This window comes from Nocardia cyriacigeorgica (assembly GCF_010858045.1).
Lineage (GTDB): Bacteria > Actinomycetota > Actinomycetes > Mycobacteriales > Mycobacteriaceae > Nocardia > Nocardia cyriacigeorgica_E.
Genome location: NZ_JAAGVC010000026.1, coordinates 24,879 through 43,270 on the forward strand (window position 1 = coordinate 24,879; position 18,392 = coordinate 43,270).

18 protein-coding genes are annotated in these 18,392 nt (G+C 69.4%); 6 read left to right on the forward strand and 12 right to left on the reverse strand.

Features of this window, described 5'->3' with window-relative positions; all coding sequences use genetic code 11:
• Positions 1–11 precede the first annotated feature (11 nt).
• From GV790_RS20165 to GV790_RS20200, 8 genes are all read right to left on the reverse strand, one after another.
• A complete protein-coding gene (locus GV790_RS20165; protein WP_163814866.1) occupies positions 12–929 on the reverse strand; it encodes an amidohydrolase family protein in 918 nt (305 codons plus the stop codon).
• A complete protein-coding gene (locus GV790_RS20170; RefSeq protein WP_163814867.1) occupies positions 926–1,999 on the reverse strand; it encodes a nucleoside hydrolase in 1,074 nt (357 codons plus the stop codon). The genes GV790_RS20165 and GV790_RS20170 overlap by 4 nt, the downstream gene beginning before the upstream one ends.
• Positions 2,000–2,047: 48 nt before the next feature.
• Positions 2,048–3,400 carry a CoA transferase gene (locus tag GV790_RS20175; RefSeq protein WP_163814868.1) on the reverse strand — a complete coding sequence of 451 codons (1,353 nt, stop codon included), beginning with the start codon at positions 3,398–3,400 and terminating at the stop codon, positions 2,048–2,050.
• A gap of 86 nt (positions 3,401–3,486) precedes the next feature.
• Complete coding sequence (locus GV790_RS20180) at positions 3,487–4,917, reverse strand: SDR family oxidoreductase (RefSeq protein ID WP_163814869.1); 1,431 nt, start codon at positions 4,915–4,917, stop codon at positions 3,487–3,489.
• A 111-nt stretch (positions 4,918–5,028) separates the two neighbouring features.
• Positions 5,029–6,453: a hypothetical protein gene (locus GV790_RS20185; protein WP_163814870.1), complete on the reverse strand. Its 1,425-nt coding sequence runs from the start codon at positions 6,451–6,453 to the stop codon at positions 5,029–5,031.
• Positions 6,454–6,524: 71 nt separating this feature from the next.
• Positions 6,525–7,709: a hypothetical protein gene (locus GV790_RS20190; RefSeq protein WP_175585956.1), complete on the reverse strand. Its 1,185-nt coding sequence runs from the start codon at positions 7,707–7,709 to the stop codon at positions 6,525–6,527.
• The gene (locus GV790_RS20195; protein ID WP_163814871.1) at positions 7,706–7,921 is read right to left on the reverse strand and encodes a hypothetical protein; all 216 of its coding nucleotides are present in this window, start codon (positions 7,919–7,921) and stop codon (positions 7,706–7,708) included. Before GV790_RS20195 ends, GV790_RS20190 begins: the two co-directional genes overlap by 4 nt.
• A gap of 48 nt (positions 7,922–7,969) precedes the next feature.
• Positions 7,970–9,064 (reverse strand): alpha/beta fold hydrolase, encoded by a 1,095-nt coding sequence (locus GV790_RS20200; RefSeq protein WP_163814872.1) that lies wholly within the window; start codon positions 9,062–9,064, stop codon positions 7,970–7,972.
• Between the two features lie 252 nt (positions 9,065–9,316).
• Here GV790_RS20200 and GV790_RS20205 point away from each other — a divergent pair, with 252 nt between their 5' ends.
• From GV790_RS20205 to GV790_RS20230, 6 genes are all read left to right on the forward strand, one after another.
• A complete protein-coding gene (locus tag GV790_RS20205) occupies positions 9,317–10,006 on the forward strand; it encodes a TetR/AcrR family transcriptional regulator (RefSeq protein WP_163814873.1) in 690 nt (229 codons plus the stop codon).
• A 118-nt stretch (positions 10,007–10,124) separates the two neighbouring features.
• A complete protein-coding gene (locus GV790_RS20210; protein ID WP_163814874.1) occupies positions 10,125–11,270 on the forward strand; it encodes an acyl-CoA dehydrogenase family protein in 1,146 nt (381 codons plus the stop codon).
• Entirely contained in the window at positions 11,254–11,901 is a 648-nt protein-coding gene (locus GV790_RS20215; protein WP_163814875.1) for a TetR/AcrR family transcriptional regulator, read from the forward strand. The genes GV790_RS20210 and GV790_RS20215 overlap by 17 nt, the downstream gene beginning before the upstream one ends.
• Positions 11,902–12,012: 111 nt before the next feature.
• Positions 12,013–12,795 carry a hypothetical protein gene (locus tag GV790_RS20220; RefSeq protein ID WP_163814876.1) on the forward strand — a complete coding sequence of 261 codons (783 nt, stop codon included), beginning with the start codon at positions 12,013–12,015 and terminating at the stop codon, positions 12,793–12,795.
• Between the two features lie 86 nt (positions 12,796–12,881).
• A complete protein-coding gene (locus GV790_RS31785; protein ID WP_163814877.1) occupies positions 12,882–13,874 on the forward strand; it encodes a GlxA family transcriptional regulator in 993 nt (330 codons plus the stop codon).
• 83 nt (positions 13,875–13,957) lie between these two features.
• Positions 13,958–14,575, forward strand: a complete 618-nt coding sequence (locus GV790_RS20230) for a cysteine hydrolase family protein (RefSeq protein WP_163814878.1) — start codon at positions 13,958–13,960, stop codon at positions 14,573–14,575.
• 3 nt (positions 14,576–14,578) lie between these two features.
• On the opposite strand, the gene ligD is transcribed toward GV790_RS20230, so the two are convergent.
• The 4 genes from ligD to GV790_RS20250 all read right to left on the reverse strand — a co-directional run bounded on the left by ligD (position 14,579) and on the right by GV790_RS20250 (position 18,365).
• Complete coding sequence (gene ligD, locus GV790_RS20235; RefSeq protein WP_163814879.1) at positions 14,579–15,580, reverse strand: non-homologous end-joining DNA ligase; 1,002 nt, start codon at positions 15,578–15,580, stop codon at positions 14,579–14,581.
• The gene (locus GV790_RS20240; RefSeq protein WP_280211481.1) at positions 15,577–16,662 is read right to left on the reverse strand and encodes an ATP-dependent DNA ligase; all 1,086 of its coding nucleotides are present in this window, start codon (positions 16,660–16,662) and stop codon (positions 15,577–15,579) included. Before GV790_RS20240 ends, ligD begins: the two co-directional genes overlap by 4 nt.
• A gap of 169 nt (positions 16,663–16,831) precedes the next feature.
• Positions 16,832–17,230 (reverse strand): cold shock domain-containing protein, encoded by a 399-nt coding sequence (locus GV790_RS20245; protein ID WP_163814880.1) that lies wholly within the window; start codon positions 17,228–17,230, stop codon positions 16,832–16,834.
• Between the two features lie 34 nt (positions 17,231–17,264).
• Positions 17,265–18,365: an SPFH domain-containing protein gene (locus GV790_RS20250; RefSeq protein ID WP_163814881.1), complete on the reverse strand. Its 1,101-nt coding sequence runs from the start codon at positions 18,363–18,365 to the stop codon at positions 17,265–17,267.
• Between the last annotated feature and the right edge of the window lie 27 nt (positions 18,366–18,392).

Sequence of the window (18,392 nt, forward strand, 5' to 3'; positions counted from 1 at the left end):
TCGCCGACGGGCTAGACAGCGCCGCTGTCCTTGCCGCCGGCCACGACGTCCGGCAGCTCGAATACCCGCACCGCGTTGTCGTGGCAGACGGCCCGCAACCAGTCGTCGCCCAGCTCGAGCCGTTCCAGAGCGATGATCGCCTGGTGGTACGGGTAGGGAATGTTCGGGAAATCGCTGCCGAAAAGGATGCGGTCGCCGAGATCGCGCAACCGGGGGCGGTCGGCGGCGGGGAACGGGGCCTCTTCCTCGGTGAAGTCGGTGAAGGCCATGGTGGTATCGAGGCAGACGCCGGGGTAACGGTCGGCCAGATCCATGAACTCGGCGTACTCGGGCATGCCCATGTGCGCGACGATCAGCCGCAGGGCGGGATGGCGGCGCAGCAACTCCGCGATGGGCCCGGGACCGGTGAATTCGCCGGGCGCCGGGCCGGAACCGCAGTGGATGACGATCGGGGTGCCGGATTCGGCGAGCACGCCCCACACCGGGTCGAGCAACGGATCGAGCGGCGAGTAGGCGCCGACCTGGATATGCGACTTGAATACCCGCGCCCCCTGCTCCAGCGCGGTGGTCACATAGTCGGCCGCGCCGGGCTCGGGGTAGAAGGTGGCGGTATGCAGGCAGTCGGGAACCTCGGCGGCGAACTCCGCGGTCCAGGAGTTGAGCCACGCCGCCATCAGCGGCTTGTGCGGATAGACCAGCGCCGTGAACGCGCGTACACCGAAGCCGCGCAACGTCTTCAACCGCACCGCCTGATCGTCACGGTAGGCGATCGGCCATTCACGTCCGGTGAGCGGGCCGACCGCATCGAAATAGGCCCACACCTTGCGCATCACCTGATCCGGCATGAAATGGGTGTGCACGTCGACGATGCCGGGCAGCCCGAGCCTGCCGCGGAATTCGGTGAGATAGCCGACGGTGTCATCGGTCATGGCGCCTCCTGTGCATGTGCGGGGATCAGACCGGTCCGCGCTGGGTACACCGCGGCCGCGAAGTCGCCGACGCGGCTGATCAGCCGGTCGAAGAACAGCTCGGGATCGGTGCCGACGACGATGTCGGCGTTGGGTTCACGCCCCCACATGCCCGCCCAGTCGGCCACCGTGGTGGCGCGGGTGAGGGTGCCGGTCAGCTCGACGTCGACCGTCGCGGGCCTGGTGCGCGCCAGCGCCGGGTCGAGCGCGACGGCGGCGGCGAACGGATCGTGCATATGCGCCAGGTACCCGAGGTCGTAGGAGTGGTGGAAATCGAAGTAGAAGCGCACCGCGTCGGTCAGGTGCCGGATGATCGGGTTGCTGGTGGCCGAGCGCGCACCCGGCGGGTCGCTGGGTGAAACCCGTTCGGCGGGCATACTTCCCGCGCGTTCGGCCAGCCGCGTCAGATGCTCGGGCCGCATCTCGATGGTTTCGGTGATATCGAGGGCGCAGATCAGCGGACGCCGGTCGGGTGGTGCGGCGGAGAAGGCGTCGAAGACCTCTTTGGCGGCCTCGGGATCGACATGGATGTTCCACTCGTTGGTCGGCGTGGTGTTGCCCGGATGGTTGAACGCGCCGCCCATCACGACCAGCCGGCGCAGCAGCCGCGGCAGCGCTGGTTCACGGCGCAGCGCCAGCGCCAGATTGGTCAGCGGACCCGTGCACAGCCCGATGATCTCCCCTGGATGTTCGCGGGCCGATTCCACCCACAGATCGGGGGCATTGCGGTCGGAGACCTTCCGGCTCGGCGCCGGCAGCTCCGCATAGCCGACACCCTGCGGGCCGTGCGTGTCCTCGGTCGTGCGTAAGGCGATGACCAGCGGTTCGGCGGATCCGAGCGCGACCTCGATCTCGGGCGCGCGGCACAGCTCGAGCCAGGCCAGATTATTGACCGCGACCTGTGCGGCGCCGACATTGCCGGCGGTGGACACGATGCCGAGGATCTCCGCCTCGGGACTGGCCAGCAGATATAGCAGCGCCAGCGAATCGTCCACCCCGGTATCGACGTCAACGATGATCTTCTGCCGCACGGTTCGAGCCTATCGAGCGGGGCCGGGCCGGTGCCCGCCCGGACCCGTTCACACCCGCCGCAGCGGCGCCGGATGCGACCAGGTCGGCCGGTCGCATCCGTAGCGGCGGGCGGGCGCCGGATAATCCGGATACTCGGCGAGGGCGGGGATGGCGGTGGTGACATTGCCGTGAGTGAGGGCGCAGTGCGGATCCGGTTCAGTGGCCGCGGGGTGCCGGGGCGTGCGTTCGGGCGCGGCGAGCAGCCAGGACGCGGTGCGCGCCAACGACACCCGCACATCGCGGCCGATGCCGTCGTCAGCGCGGGCGACGAGCGCGTCGATCACCCCGGCGGCGAGCAGATACCCCGAGGCGTGATCGAGTGCCTGGGCCGGCAGCGCGCTCGGCACCGACGGCGCGCCTTCGATGATGGCGATGCCGGTCGCGGCCTGCACGATGCTGTCGAATCCGCGGCGCCCGCCCCAGGGACCGAGTTCGCCCCAGGCGCTGACCCGTGCGTGCACCAGGCCCGGCCGGATCGTCAGCCCGGCGTGTTCGAGCGCACCGGGCCGGTAACCGGTCACCAGCACATCGGCGGTGTCGAGCAGGGCGTCGACTCGCGCGCGATCGTGGCGCAGATCGAGCACGGTGGTGCGTTTGCCCTGGCAGGTGTCGCGGAACTGCCACGCAATCTCGGGCAGTCCGGGCGGGTCGATCCGCAGCACGTCGGCGCCGAGTAGCGCGAGGGTGCGAGTGGCGACCGGACCGGCGATCACCCTGGTCATATCGAGGACGCGGATGCCGCGCAGCGGTTGGAACGGCGTCGCGCCGTCGGGCAGGCCGAGGCCGCGCGCGTCGGCGCGGGCGGTCGTGGCGACCAGCGGGCCGGCCGCTGCGGCCCGCGCCTGCGGGGTGGCCGCCCATTCCCGTTCGGTGCGCACCCGCACCGCGATGGCGCCGGTGGCGGCGGCCGCGTCCTCGATATCGGCGGCGCGGCTCATCGCGATCTGCGCGACGGCGAGGTCGACCGGGGCGTCGGCGGGCAGGTGCAGCGCGGCGAGCAGACGCGCGCGGTGATGGGGATAGTTGGCGTGGGTGCGGACCCAGCCGTCGAAGGTCGGGAAGAAGCCCGACAGATCGGCGAACATCGCCACCGGCGCATTGTCGATGCGCAGCAGCCGCTCGCTGGCGAAGGCGGCCGCCACCCGGCGCGGTTCGATGCGATGGTGCACCGGATCGAGTCCGCGAGCGCGCCGCAGCCGATTCGCCGCACCGATGACCGCGCCGATCGCGCCCGAGGCGAGCCCCGCCACGGGCAGCGCCGCCGCCAGCGTGGCACCGAAGTCCGGTGCGGGTGGCACGTACCGATCGTCGATCCCGATGCCATCCTGATAATCACGGACCAGCCGCTCGTGCACGCTCACCGCACCCAGCGTAATGGCCGGCGAGACGAACGGATTCCGACGTGAGCACCCCCACCGGGCCGATGCCGCGGTGGCGCGTGGCGGGTTCACCAGGGGGAGGGCCGGTAATCCTTCAGGAAGCAGCCGAACAGGTCGTTGCCCTGCTCGCCCTGCACGATCGGGTCGTAGACCCGCGCGGCACCGTCCACCAGATCCAGCGGCGCGCGGAAGCCCTCATCGGCCAGCCGCATCTTGGTGTAGTGCGGCCGTTCGTCGGTGATCCAGCCGGTGTCGACGGCGGTCATCAGAATCGAGTCGGTCTCGAACATTTCCCGGGCACTGGTGCGGGTCAACATGTTCAACGCCGCCTTGGCCATATTCGTGTGCGGATGTCCCGCACCCTTGTAGGCCCGGCTGAACTGCCCCTCCATCGCCGAGACGTTGACGATGTACTTGCGCCGCGCCTGCGCCGCCGCCATGGCCGGCCGCAGTCGCGAGACCAGGATGAACGGCGCGACCGAATTGCACAGCTGCACCTCGAGCAGCTCGGTCGGATCGACCTCGCCGACGGTTTGCACCCAGCTGTTGGTGTGCGCGAGGTCGGGCACCAGGCCACCGGCATCGATGGCGACCCCGCGGGAAATGCGTTCGGGGGTGGCCGAACCCGCCACCAGCGCCAGCTCGGCCACATCCGCGGCCGACAGCGTCGGGGTCAGCGAGGCCGTCAGCGCGCTGGGGTGGGCCTGCATCGTCTTGCCGAAGGTCACCACATCGGGCAGTTCACCGGCGGGCAGCGGCATGGATTCGGCCTCGACCAGTGCGCTGTAGGCCCCGGCCGAGCGCCGCACCGTCTGCGCGGCGTTGTTGATCAGGATGTCGAGCGGACCCTGCGCGGCGACGTCGTCGGCCAGCGCCACCACTTGCGCCGGATCACGCAGATCGATGCCGACGATGCGGACCCGGTGCAGCCAGTCGGCGCTGTCGGGCTGGGCGGCGAAACGCCGGATCGCGTCATTCGGGAAGCGGGTGGTGATGGTGGTGTGCGCGCCGTCGCGCAGCAGTCGCAGCGCGATGTACATGCCGATCTTGGCGCGTCCACCGGTGAGCAGCGCCCGCCGGCCGGTGAGGTCGGTGCGGGCATCGCGACGGGCGTGGCTTTCGGCGGCGCAGTCCGGGCACAACTGGTGGTAGAACGCGTCGACCTTGGTGTAGCGCTCCTTGCAGATGTAGCACGGGCGCGGCCGGATCAGAGTGCCCGCGGTGGCACCGGTGGCGCTGGAGCTGATCGGGATGCCTGCGGTCTCGTCGTCGATGCGCTGCGGCGAACCGGTCGCCGTGGCGGCGACCACCGCGCGATCGGCGGAGGAGACCGCCTGCCTGGCCTCGGCGCGCCTGCGCTGCTTGAGCTTTTTGAACATATGCCCGACAGCGCGCTGCACCGCGACCGAATCCGGATGATCCTTGTCGAGCTGTCCGGCCTGCTCCAGGACCCGCAAACAGGTGGCGAGCGCGTCCGGATCGATCGTGGTTTCGGCCATCGGAGCTGGGATCATCCTTCATGAGCTGGGCGAGTATCGCGCCCATTGTCGCAAATGGCCTCCGGTGACCGGCCCCTCACCTCTGCTCGGAACCGGTCTCGCGCGCCCGGTTCAGTCGCGCAGCGCGGCCATCGTGGACTTCGCGGCGTCGGTGAGTTTGTCGATGACCTCCGATTCCGGCAGTACCTTCGCTTTACTCGTCGACGAGGATGAGGTGGACACATACTGCGACCAGGTGAAGTATCCGATCACCCACCCGTCACGGACGCGGATGGTGACCGTGGGGGAGGGATCTCCGGCCTTGCTGGGCTCGACGGCCACCCACGCCTCATCACCCAGGCCCGAGATCTTCTCCTTGCGGCCGTCGCCGCTGTCATCCGACCGTGAGTTCTCCCAGGTGTCGAAGCCCGCGGTGAATTCCGGACCCGGATCGCTCTTCTTGTGGATCGTGACGCCGGAATACATGTACGCGTCTTCGTAATCGTCGTCGTCGACACCCTGCGGAAGGAACCGTTGCGCACAGAACATGGAGTCGCGTGCGGCGTGTTCGGAGCCTTCGAAGTTCGGGTAATCGTTCTTGCCGGAGGAGGACCTCGTGGAGACCGTGTAGCCGGCCTCGGTGAATGGTGCGGTGTCGGCGAGGTCGCAGAAATCGGCGGAATAGGTGTAGCCGCGCAGGTCGGGCACGCCCGGCGGGACACCGGCGGCGCTGCTGCCACCGAAGCCGCCGAATGCCAGCACCGCGCCGCCCCACACCGCCGAGGCGAGGACGATGCCCCCGAGCCCCCACAACCAGCCTTTGCCCGCGAGCCCCGAGGATGCGGGGGCGGCGGGTCCGGTCGAGGCGTAAGCGGAGGCGGACTGAGCGAAACCGGGACCGCCCGGCCCGAACCCCGCGGGGACGTTCTGGCCCTGCGGCGCGAAACCCTGGCCCTGGCCCAAGTTCTGGCCTTGCGGTGCGAACCCGTGGCCCTGGGGTGCCGAGGCGTGGCCTTCGGGTGCGAAGCTCTGGCCCTGGGCAAAGCCATGCCCCTGCTGCGCGAAACCCTGGCCCTGTGGCGCGAAACCCTGGCCCTGTGGCGGGAGGCCCTGGCCCTGGGGCCCGAATCCCTGGCCTGGCGCCGCAAAACCTTGGCCCTGCTGTCCGAAGCTCTGATCCTGCGGTGGGAAGCCCTGTCCCGGGGCGGCGAAGCCCTGGCCCGGGGCGAAACTCGGGTCGGCGGTGAAACCTTGATCGGAGGTGCCGCCGGGCTGCGCCGCGGCGGGCGAGGCATAACCCGGCCCCGACTGCTGCGACGGCGGGAAACCCGGCTGCCCGAAACCCTGCGCGGGCGGCGGTGCGGCGGGTGCGAACCCACCCTGAGGCTGATCGAAGGAGCGCAGTTGAGTGGGATCCTGCTGCGGGTCCGGCGAATTCGGCTGCCGCAGAATCGTCGGATCCGAAGGCGCTACGTGCTGCTGCCCGGCATCGCCTGCCGTCTGCGGCTGATCACCTTGCGCGCCCGGCTGATTCGAAGAGTCCCCCGATGTCGTCATGGCGGGGAACGTACCACCGCAGCCAGGTGAGCGGCCATTCGACAGTGTCCGCGGCCGGACTCGGCAGTCGGCTAGTCGACTCGCAGTGCCTCGGCGAGCCGGTCACGCCCGGAGGCCGACCCGTCCCCGGCGGAGGCGGGCCGGGGCGCGCTCGCTGCGTCGTCGGGCTCGGTCATCACCGGCAGCGCGGCCAGCCGGCGGCGATCCTCGTCCGGCAGCGCGGTGGCGAGGGGGATCACGGCCTCCCACTGGCCCGCGGCCCCGGCGCGGCGCAGCAGATCATCGAGCCGGTCCTCGGGTTCGGCGGCGATCCGGCCGGCGACGAAGGCCAACGGTTGCGGGGGCAGATAGCCGGTCAGCGGAAGCAGATCCAGCCACAGTTCCTCGCGCAGGGCGATGTCGACGCACGCGGCGAGGAACTGCTCGTCGTGCACGGCGGGCCGGGACGCCAGCGCCGCGAGCGCCGTGGCGCTCATGGCACGGGTGACCGGAAGCAGCGTCGATAGCGCATCGAGTTCGTAGGCAGCGCGGACGAGTCCGTCGAGGACCTCGTCACCGAGCCCGGCGACGATATCGCCGAGCCGGGCCTTGTTCGCGTCGTTCACGGTGGCGAGCAGATCCAGGCCCTGCGCCCACAACCGCTCGGTGTGCGCGGCGCGGATGATGGCGGGCAGCCGGTCGGCCACGATATCGATCAAGGTATTGATCGAACTCTTGTCCTCCATCAGGAAGCCGATCCGCAGCAGGTCGGCGTCGTCGGTGACGGCGGCGGCCGCGCGCAGCGAGGGCTCGGGCACCACGCCGACGAACCGGCCCATGGTGACGTGCTCGTCGCGGCCCAGCAGTTCGGTCGCGACCGCGGCGACCTGCCGCGGCGGAACCTGGGCGATCACCGCGGCGGTGCGCCGCGGATCCAGGGCAATGGCCGCTTCGGCCAGGAACGGCGCGGGCAGGGCGGCCGCGATGTCCACGGCGCGCCGCGGCTCGACCGAGGCGGCCACCGCGGCGCACAGCACGGGCCCGAACGCGCGGGTGGCGATCTTCGCACTGATCGCCACCGGTACGAGATTGGCCGCCGCGGCCACCATCGCGAGTTTTGCGCGGTCGCGGTCGAAGAGCATGTCGGTGCTGCGATCGCGGAACTCACGGATCGCCGCGGGCGGCAGGTCTACCAGGAAGTCGAGCCGCTCGGTCTCCACGCCGAGCAGCCGGGCAAGTTTGGTCGTCTCGGCGAGCGCGAGCAGATGGTTGCTCACAGGCCGAGCGCCTTCTTCACCGCGGGACGCAGCAGTCGCGGGATCATCTGCAATCCGGATTCGAAGGCCGCGTGCATCTGCGCGGCCCGGCGCTCCGACGCCGCGCTCAGCACATGATCGAGCTCGGTGAGTTGTGCTTCGGACAGACGGGAGAACGCCTCGGGCAGGGGAGCGCCCAGCCTCTCGGACAAGGTGTCGGCTGCGGTGGTCATGATGCCTTTCGTCGGTGAATGGCTCGTCGCCGGTGGATGCCGGTCGTTTCAGTGCGTGGTGCGGAAGACGGGGTCGCTGTCGGCGCGCAGATCGCTGACGAAATTGGCGATGGCCTCGCCGACCAGCAGCGGTTCGGTCACCGGAAGCCAATGGTCCGCCGGCAGCGTGTAGCACCACAGCCGATCCACTCGTTCCTGTACGGCGGCCCGCACGCCCGGCCGCGCGGCCGGGTCGGCGGCGTCGAGGAGCAGCTGCACGGGCACCGCGGTGTGCTGATCGCGGGGATGACGGAGGTGGTGGCCGAGATTGGCGCGGACGATCCGCGCGCCCGCGAGGAGATCAGCGCGCCAGGTGGGCGCGATCGGCGCCACCGTATGGGCGGAGCGGTGCGTGAGCTGCCGTAGGCCGGCGTGGACCCGCGGCTGGTAGAGCGCCCGGCGCAGCATCGACGGTGAGCTGTGCAGCGTCAGCAGCGCCTCGTCCAGTGCGGACGCCATCGGCGCGCGCCGGCGCGGGCGTCGCGCCCGGGAGTCGGGTGCGGGTGCGGTGTCGCGTGGTGGGGCGGCGCCGTCGATCCCGGCCGCGGTGCGGCGCTCGAGCGGCGGGACGGCCGCGAACCGGCGCACTGCGCGGGATTGCACCCGATGCGCGGTGCGCCTGGTGCGACGACGCAGCTGATGCAACCACAGTCCGAGGTGGTCCAGATGGGGCGCCGACAGGGCCGTGAACGATGCGATGCGGGTGTTCGCGCGCGGATCGAGCACCGCTTCCCAGCCCTGCACCGCACCCCAGCCGTGACCGGCCAGATGAACCGGCTGGTGCGGGGACGCGGTGTCGATGACGGCGTAGAGGTCCTCGGCGAGCCGGTCGAGCCGGTAGGCGGCGAGCTCATGGGGCGCGCCGGACCGGCCGTGCCCGCGCACGTCATAGGTGATCACCCGGAATTCGTCGGCGAGGATCACCGCCACCTGTTCCCAGACACGGTGGGTGTCGGAGGCGCCGTGTACGAGTACCAGGGGCTGCGCCGCCGGGTCTCCCCATTCGAAGCCGGCGAGCTCGACGCCGTCGATCGTGATCCGCCAGCGGCGGTCGGGTGCGGGCCCGTCCTGCGGGTGGCGGGCGGGATCGCGCGGTTCGGTCATCACGTCACCTCGTTCGGGCGTACTGGCGGTACGGTCGACGATACTGCCAGTACGTCGGCCGGAGAAGTCGGATACACCAGGTAGACGTCGATGTGTGATGGATCACGTGAATCGCGGGTTTACTAGGCGAGCGGCCGAGCTCGACTCGCGCGTACCAGGAGTACGTGTATGCTCTCGCACCAGGGTCGGTGGTGTTGCTCGAGGGGTGAATGCCGCCGCACTCGCCAACATCGACGTCGCCGGCACCCGGAGATGACCAGCGTGAACCGCTCCACCGTGCGCGCCGCCCCGCGATCCATCGGCCGCGACGAGATCGTCGACGCCGCCATCAGAGTGATCGATCGCGACGGCCCGCGGCCGAGCATGGACGACATCGCGCGCGAGGCAGGCATCACCAAACCGCGCCTGTACCGGCGTTTCGCGGACAAGGCCGATCTGTTCACCGAGATCGGCGGCCGGATGGCGAAATCGGCGTTCGCCGCCGCGGGCAGCGACTTGACCCTCGTGCTGCAGCCGCCGCGGCAGGCGCTGCGGACGGTCCTGCGTGCCTACGCCGACAGCATCCTCGAACACCCGAACGTCTTCCGTTTCCTCGGCCAGGCCCCGACCGGACACGACCGCGACGGCTCGGTGGTGCAGGTGGACCTCGGCCGTCAGGTCGCCGGGCGCCTGGCGCGGCGGGCCGGCGCGGTGGCCGAAGCGGTGCCCATCGACGACAGCGGCGTCGACTATCTGGCGCGCGCCATCACCGGTGTGGTCGTCTCGATCACCGACCTGTGGCTCGGCGGCGATGATCCGGCCGACGACGCGAACGAATTCGTCGATCAGACCACCGAATACGTGTGGGGGCTCATCGACAGCTTCCTGCGTCGCCGTGGGATCGAGGCCGATCCGGCCACGCCCATCTTCACCACCCTCGCCGCGGTCGAACCCGACCGCTGAGTTCCCGTGCGCGCACTCGCGGCACCGCTGCGCGCGGCTTGTTGACAGAACGCCAATAGTGGGTGAATCTGAGTGCACGAGCCCCGGCGCGGCCGGGCGGGAGAGCGGAGGATACGAGATGGCACGCGCGATGTGGAGTGATGACGAGGTCGAAGCGGTGCGGGATCTGGCCCGCAATTTCTTCGAGCGCGAGGTCGTTCCGCACGAGGAGAAATTCGTCGAGCAGGGTCACCCCGACCGCGAGCTCTACCGGACCGCGGGCAAGCTCGGCCTGCTCTGCGCGGCGCTGCCCGAGGCATTCGGCGGTGGTGGCGGCACCTTCGCCCACGAGGCCGCGATCATCGAGGAGCAGGTCCGCGCCGGTGACGGCGCCATGGGCATGCCGGTGCACAGCGCGATCATCGCCCCCTATCTGGCCGAATTCGGTTCCGACGACCTCAAGCAGCGGGTGCTGCCGCGGGCCGCGAGCGGCGATATGGTGCTCTCGATCGGCATGACCGAACCCGGTACCGGCTCGGACCTGCAGAACATCAAGACCCGCGCGGTGCGCGACGGCGACGACTACGTCATCACCGGATCGAAGATCTTCATCACCAACGGCTGGCTCTGCGACGGCATCATCATCGCCGCCAAAACCGATCCCGAGCAGGGCGCTGCGGGCGTCTCCCTGCTGTTCGCCGAGGTGGGCGAGGACACTCCGGGTTTCACCAGGGGCCGCATCTTGTCCAAGATCGGCGGCAAGGGGCAGGACACCGCGGAGCTGTTCTTCGACGGTCTCCGGGTGCCGGCGGCGAACCTGCTCGGCGGCGTCGAGGGCCAGGGCTTTTACCAGATGATGCAGATGCTGGCCCAGGAACGACTCGTCACCGCGATCATGGCGGTCGCGATGATGGAACGCGCGGTCGAGCTGACCGTCGAATACACCAAGGGCCGTGCGGCGTTCGGCAAACCACTGTTCGCCATGCAGAACACCAAGTTCGAACTCGCCGAATGCGCGACGCTGGCCACGGTGAGCCGCACCTTCCTCGACGACTGCATCACCAAGCACCTGCGCGGTGAACTCGATATTCCCACCGCTGCGATGTCGAAGTACTGGTTGACCGACCAACTGGGTATCGTGGTTGACCGCTGCCTGCAACTGTTCGGCGGCTACGGCTACATGACGGAGTACCCGATTTCCCAGCTCTACACCGGCGCTCGTGTGCTGCGCATCCTCGCCGGGAGCAACGAGGTGATGAAGGATCTCATTGCGCGATCTCTCTGATACCCCAGTCTCGGCCACCGACGGGCAACCGCGCCGCCGGCGGCTCGAGCCCGACGAACGCCGGGCCCAGATCCTGGCCCAGGCGATCGAGATGTTCGGCGAGCGGCCCTATGCCGCGGTGTCGACGGCGGAGCTGGCGCAGCGCGCGGGCGTCGCGCGCGGGCTGATCAATCACTACTTCGGCAACAAGCGCGATCTGTATCTCGCGGTGGTGCGCCGGATGGTGACCCTGCCGCGCATCGACGACATGATCGTGCCCACCGGCACCGAACGCGAACGGGTCGAGGCCAGCGTGCGCTGGCTGCTCGACACCATCTCCGAACACGGCAGCACCTGGGTCAAGGTCACCAGTCATGAGGGCGTCGGCGACGATCCGGACGTGCAGCAGATCCTGGATCAGGCCGATGACGCCGCCGCGGAACGGCTGCTGCTGATGATCGGGCTCGCCGATTCGGCACACAGCGCGTCCATGCGCGCGATGGTGCGCGCCTACGGCGGATTGGTGAAAGTGGCCGGACGGGAATGGATCACCCGCGGCACGCTGTCCCGCGACCAGGTGCACGGACTGCTGGTGGACATGCTGCTCACCCTGGTCACCGAATCGCTGCCGAAGGTCGAACGCGGCCGCTGAGCTACCCGCGTTCGCGGGACGGTTCAGCGGTGGGCCTCTATCCTTCTCATGTCGGGGCGGGTCCGGATCTGGCGGGGTTTCGCGCGACGGTGAGTGTGAGAGGTACCTCGGATGGCAGATTCGCAGCGCTGGGCAGATGAGCGCTGGCCGGAAGTTCGCGACGACACCACCGCGGCCTCCCGCCGTGGCCGAGGCGTCGCCGTCGACGAACCCGACGACGACTACGACTGGCCCCGCGGCTACGACGAACCCGCCACCCGCCGAATCGTCAACCCCTACGCGGTCATCGCGCTGGTCGCGGCCCTGCTGCTGTTGATCCCGGTCGCGATCGTGTTCGGGCTCATCGCCTTCAGCCACCCGCGCGGCCGGGTGATGGCGTTGTTCGCGCTGCTGCTCGGGCTGGCCGAGGCCGCGGTGATCGCGGCCTTGCTGGTACTGCCCGGCGACCTGCTCTCGGACGTGGTCTCCCGGACCGAGGACCTCGCCTCCACCCAGACCTCCCAGACCGCCTGGGCGACAGCGGCATCGGCGACCGGACGGGCCGCCGGTGGCCCGCCGGAGCACGCGGGTGCGCCGGAGGCGACCACCGGCGCCCCCGCCTCCGGTGCCGAGCCCGCCGGGCCCGCGGCGCCGACGGCCGTCCTGCGCACCGCCTGCCCGGAGGCCGGACTCATCGGCACCGCCGCCGACGGATCGACGCTGCTGTGCCTGACCGCCGCCACCTCCACCACCGGATTCCAGTGGAAGGGGCCCTACACGATCTCCGAGGTGGTCGGCGAAGGCGGCACCAGCTGCAATCCGGGGGTCGCGGCGACCGCGCGCACCGCCGACGGGCGCGCCTTGGTCTGCGAAGGCCAGGGCCGAAGCGCGACCTGGGTGCTCTGGACCGCCTGAGCGCGCCGGATCGCCGACGGTGCGATGTCCGAATGTGACAGACAATCGTCATTGCCGTCATCGGTGCCGCGGGTGAGGATGGGTTCGTGCCCAGTTCCCATCAGGTCGTCATCGCGGTCTTCCCCGAGGTCGATCTCCTCGACGTCACCGGCCCCGCGGAAGTCTTCGCCCTGGCCAACCGCGAGACGGCAGGCCGCGCGGGCTACCGGGTCCGCCTCGCTGCTCCGGCGCTCGGCCCGGTCACCACGTCGGCCGGCGTGCGGGTACTGCCGGACCTGACCTTCGACGAAGTCGACGGCCGCGTCGACACCCTGTTGGTGCCCGGTGCCGTCGAGATGACCGAGGGCGGGCCACTGGCGCGCATCGATACCGACGTGGTGCAGTGGCTGGCAGCGACCGCCCCGAGCGCCGGGCGGGTGGCCTCGGTCTGCGTCGGCGCGCACCTGCTCGCCGCGGCCGGGCTGCTCGACGGCAAGACGGCCACCACGCACTGGTCGACCGCCGCCCAGCTCGCGGCCCGCCATCCCGAGGTCACCGTCGATCCGGATCCGATCTTCGTACGCACCGACCGGGGCAGGCTGTGGACCGGCGCGGGCATCAGCGCCTGCCTGGACCTCGCGCTGGCCCTGGTCGCCGAGGACCTCGGCGAGCAGACGGCGCTGGCCGTGGCGCGTCAGCTGGTGATGTATCTGAAACGACAGGGCGGGCAGAGCCAGTTCTCGGTGCCGCTGAGCCGTCCCGCACCGGCCCGCCGCGATATCGACGAGCTCCGGCTGTGGATCGCCGAGCATTTCGACGAGGAACTGTCCACCGAGGTCCTCGCCGCGCGGATGCGGTTGAGCGAACGCCATTTCGTCCGGGTCTTCACCGCCGAGATGGGGGTCGGGCCCAGCGCCTACGTCGAAGCGACCAGGGTCGAAGTCGCCCGACGACTGCTCGAAACCACCGACCACAGCCTCGACCAGATCGCCGCGAGCTCGGGACTCGGCTCGGTGGAGACCCTGCACCGGGCCGTCAAACGTCAGCTCGGTACCACACCGGCGGCCTACCGCCGCCGCTTCCGCACCCGGACGGCCTGAGCCTCCGCCCCCACAGACCTCCCTCGGCCACCGCGCCGGGGAGGAACTTCGCCATGCCCACATCACTGTCGAAAGGCTGTCTCATGACCACACCCCGGCCCTCGGATACCCTGCGCACCGTCGTCGGACTGAACGATTCGGCGCCACGGCTGCGCGATAGCGCCCTGATCATGATCGATTTCCAGAACACCTACCGGACCGGCGTGATGGCATTGGAAGGCGCCGAGCCGGCGTTGGCGGCCGGTGCCCGCTTGCTGGAACGTGCACGCGGTGCGGGGATTCCCATCGTGCACATCGTCAACGACGGCGGCGAAGGCACCCCGTACGACATCCGCGCCGAGATCGGCGCGATCAGCGCCGAAGTCGCGCCCATCGACGGTGAGCCGGTGGTGGTCAAGCAGTTCCCCGATTCCTTCCACCGCACCGAACTGGAACAGACGCTGCGGGATTCGGGTGTCGAGCCGGGCGGCGATCTGGTGCTGGCCGGGTTCATGACGCACATGTGCCTCGGCCACACCGCGCAGGGCGCGTTCAACCTCGGCTACCGCCCGACCGTCGTCGCCGAAGCCAGCGCCACCCGCGCCCTGACCGGCCCGGACGGTGCGGTCGTGCCCGCGGCCGCACTGCACACCGCGGCCCTGACCACCGTCACCGATCTGTTCGGCGTCGTCGTCCCGACCGTGGACGCGCTGCCGGACTGAGCCTCAGTCGGCCTTCTTGGCGCGGCTGGGCTGGACGCGCGGTGGCTCGTTGGGCATCTTCGGATACTGCGGCGGCCACGGCGCGTCCATCAGACCCGAGGCCATATCCCGCTCCGACATCTCCAGCAGCGGTTCGATCGACTGCGGCGGCCGGTCGGCCCACGGGTCGCCGCGTTCGGCCAGCCGGGCCGGGACGGTGGCGATGGTCAGCTCCTCCGGCACCACCGTCGCCAGATCATCCCAGGAGATCGGCGTCGACACCTGGGCGCCGACTTTGGGCCGCACACACCACGCCCCGAAAACCGTTTTGTGCGGGGCGTTCTGGTTGTAGTCGACGAAGACGCGGCGGCCGCGCTCTTCCTTCCACCAGTGCGCGGTGATCTCCTCGGGATGGCGACGTTCCAGCTCACGGGCCAGCGCGACCGCCGCCGCACGCACCTGGTAGCCGTCCCAGCGCGGCTCCAGTGCCACATAGAGGTGCAGCCCGCGTGATCCGGAGGTCTTGACCCGAGCGTCGATACCGAGTTCGGCGCACAGTTCCCGGGTGCGCACGGCAGCCGCGCGTAGGTCGTCGAAGCCGATACCGGGGGAGGGGTCGAGATCCACGCGCAATTCGTCGGCGATGCGGAGATCGTCGACGTGATTGGGCCACACGTGGAACCCGAGACAGCCCTGATTCACCGCCCACAGAATGTGGGCCAGATCGTGGGCGACGAGCGCGTCGCTGGTGGTGCCGTTGGGGGTGGACACCTCGACCGTGTGCAACCAGTCGGGCGCGGATTTCGGCACCCGCTTCTGGAACCAGGATTTGCCCGACGCACCGTCGGGATAGCGCTCCAGCAGCAGTGGCCGGTGGCCGATGACGCCGAGCAGTGGTTCGGCCACGGCCTGGTAGTAGTGCACCAGATCGAGTTTCGTCTCCCCGCGCTTGCTGAAATACACCTTGTCGGGGTTGGAGATGGTGAGATTGCGGCCGTCGACCTCGATTTCGACCGAGCTGCTCATCGCGCCACCTCGGAACCGAAGATGGCGGCCAGTTCGGCCGGGGCGACCTCGTCGAGCTGGCCGTAGGTGCACGATTCGGGCGTGCGGTCGGTGCGGAACCGCACCAGCCTGCCGCCGTGGCGGAACCGCCCCGACTGCACATGCTCGTAGCGGACCTCGGCGACGAGCTCGGGCCGCAGCGCCTCCCAGGACAGATCCTTGCCCGCACTCCAGCGGCTCATCCCGCCCGGCATCTTGCCTTCGGCCGACGCCTGAGCAGCCGCGTCGGCCCAGTTGCGCCACGGATGGTTGTCCAGCGCGCCCTCGCGCCACGGCGCGAGCTCGTCGATCAACTGCTTGCGTTTGGCCGCGGTGAAGCTGCTCGCCACCCCGACATGATGCAGGTTGCCCTCGTCGTCGTAGAGCCCGAGCAGCAGCGAACCAACCCCCTCGCCGTCTTTGTGCCAGCGGAATCCGGCGACCACGCAATCGGCGGTGCGTTCGTGTTTGACCTTGAGCATCACCCGTTTGTCCTGCTGATACCGCTGATCGTCGGCCTTGACCATCACTCCGTCGAAGCCGGCGCCCTCGAAGCGGGTGAACCAGTCCTCGGCGATATCGGGATCGGAGGTGATCGGCGTCAGGTGCACCCGGGCGAGTTCGGTATCGAGGATGGTCTCGAGCAGGCGCCTGCGTTCCCGGAACGGCTCGCCGGTCAAATCGTCGTCGCCGAGCGCGAGCAGATCGAAGGCGACGAAACTCGCCGGGGTTTCCGCGGCGAGTTTGGCCACCCGCGAGGCGGCTGGGTGCAGCCGCAGCTGCAGGGTGTCGAAATCGAGGCCGGCCTCGGTGACGATGACGATCTCGCCGTCGACCACGCAGCGCGGCGGCAACGCGTCCTTCAACAGCTCGGCGACCTCGGGGAAATACCTGGTCAGCGGGCGATCGTTGCGGGAGCCGAGTTCGATCTCGGCGCCGTCGCGGAACACGATGCACCGGAATCCATCCCATTTGGGTTCATAACTCAGCCCGGGTTCCCGCGGTACCGCTGGGGCGGATTTGGCGAGCATCGGCCGCACGGGTGGCATCACCGGTAGGTCCACGCGATCCTCCTCGGAGTCGGTCCTCACCGATGTCGACGTCGCGACCGACGATGATTCATCGGTGGGGCCGATGGATTCATCGGTGTGGCGATCGTATGTGGCGGCACCGACAGCGTGCGGGATCCCGGGCAGAACGGCGGGCGTGCCGGACCGGCGCGAGTGGCCGGGGTCAGTCGTCGAGCCAGCCGTGTTCGGCGGCGAAGGCGGTGAGTCGTTCGCGGATGGTGATGATCTCACCGGCGGTGAGGGCCGGGCTCGCATCCAGGAGCAGTTCGGTGACCAGCCGGGTGTGCTCGGCGGGGCTCAACACCACCACCCCCGCCCGGTCTTTGATGCGGACGCGAGGAGCGGGGCCGAGCGCGCCGCCGGCGGCGGCCAGATTGATCGCCTTCGGCCCGCGGTCGCCCTCGGTGATCTCGAACTCGAACACCCTGCCCTGGCGCAGTTCGTCCTCGTCGAGACCGATGTCGTTGACGTGCACGAAAACATCCGGGCCACCGTCTTCGGGGCGAATGAAACCGAATCCGCGCGAGCTGTCGAACGACACCAATTTCCCGATGGCCACCACACCCGCTCCTCGTCGCCGACGCTACCGGGCCACTTTAGCCCGCATTTTCTCCATCGTTGGAGGAAAGCGCCTTTTGCAGCGATGAGAACACCGTCAGGCCCTGACCGACCATCCCGTTGACCAATTCGCTGACCCCATCGGGTCCGTTGAGCACGGTGAGGTTGGCGTTGGACAGACCGTGCGAGGCCTGGCGCACGATCTCGGGCAATTGCTCGATGAGCAACTGGTCCAGCGCGATCCGGTTGTTGGAGGCCGCGGCCTCGGCCTGGATCCTGGTCCGGTCCGCCTCGGCCTCGGCGAGAATGCGCACCCGCTCGGCCTCGGCAGCGGCCGGTTTCACCACCTCGGCCTGCAACTGCTGTTCACGCAGTTCGGCTTCCTTGCGTGCCTGTTCGGCCTTGGCGATGAGCACCTCTTGCTGGGCCAGCGCCTGCGCCAGCGGGCCGGCCGCGGCCGCCTCGGCTTCGGCCTTGTCGATATCGCGCTGATACTGGGCCTTCAGGATCGAGGTCTCGCGCTGGTATTCGGCCTGCCGGCGCAGCGATTCCTGCTCGGCTTCGGCCGCCCGCTGCGCGGCCTGCGAGCGCGCGATCTGCGCGTCGCGCTGCACGGCGGCATTGTGCGGTGCGGCGAGGGCGTTGATGTAGCCGAGGTCGCCGTCGTCGATGGACATGATCTGGAACGAGTCGACCCACAGGCCGATATTGCCCATCTCGACCTTCGACGCCACCAGCACCTCGTCGGCCAGCTTCTGCCGTTCCCGGATGATTTCCTCCACGGTCATCGAACCGACGATGGAACGCAGATGGCCGGAGAAGATCCGCCCGGTCAGCATCGACATCTCGCGTTCCTGTTCGGACAGGAACCGTTGCGCGGCATTGACGATCGAGGCGGTGTCGTTGGCGACCTTGAACGCGACGACCGCGCGCACATCGAGCTGGATCGCCTGTTTGGTCTCGCAACGCTCCTTGATCTCGGCCTCGAACATGGCCAGCGACAGGTACCGCACCTTACGGAAGAACGGCACCACCCAGGCGCCGCGTCCGATGATCACCTTGAACGGCGCGTTGTCCTTGCTCTTGGCGCCGCTGACCAGCATTGCCTCGTCCGGATCCGGAACGTGGTAGCCCAGCACTGTGTCTCCCTTGCTGTTTCGAACACC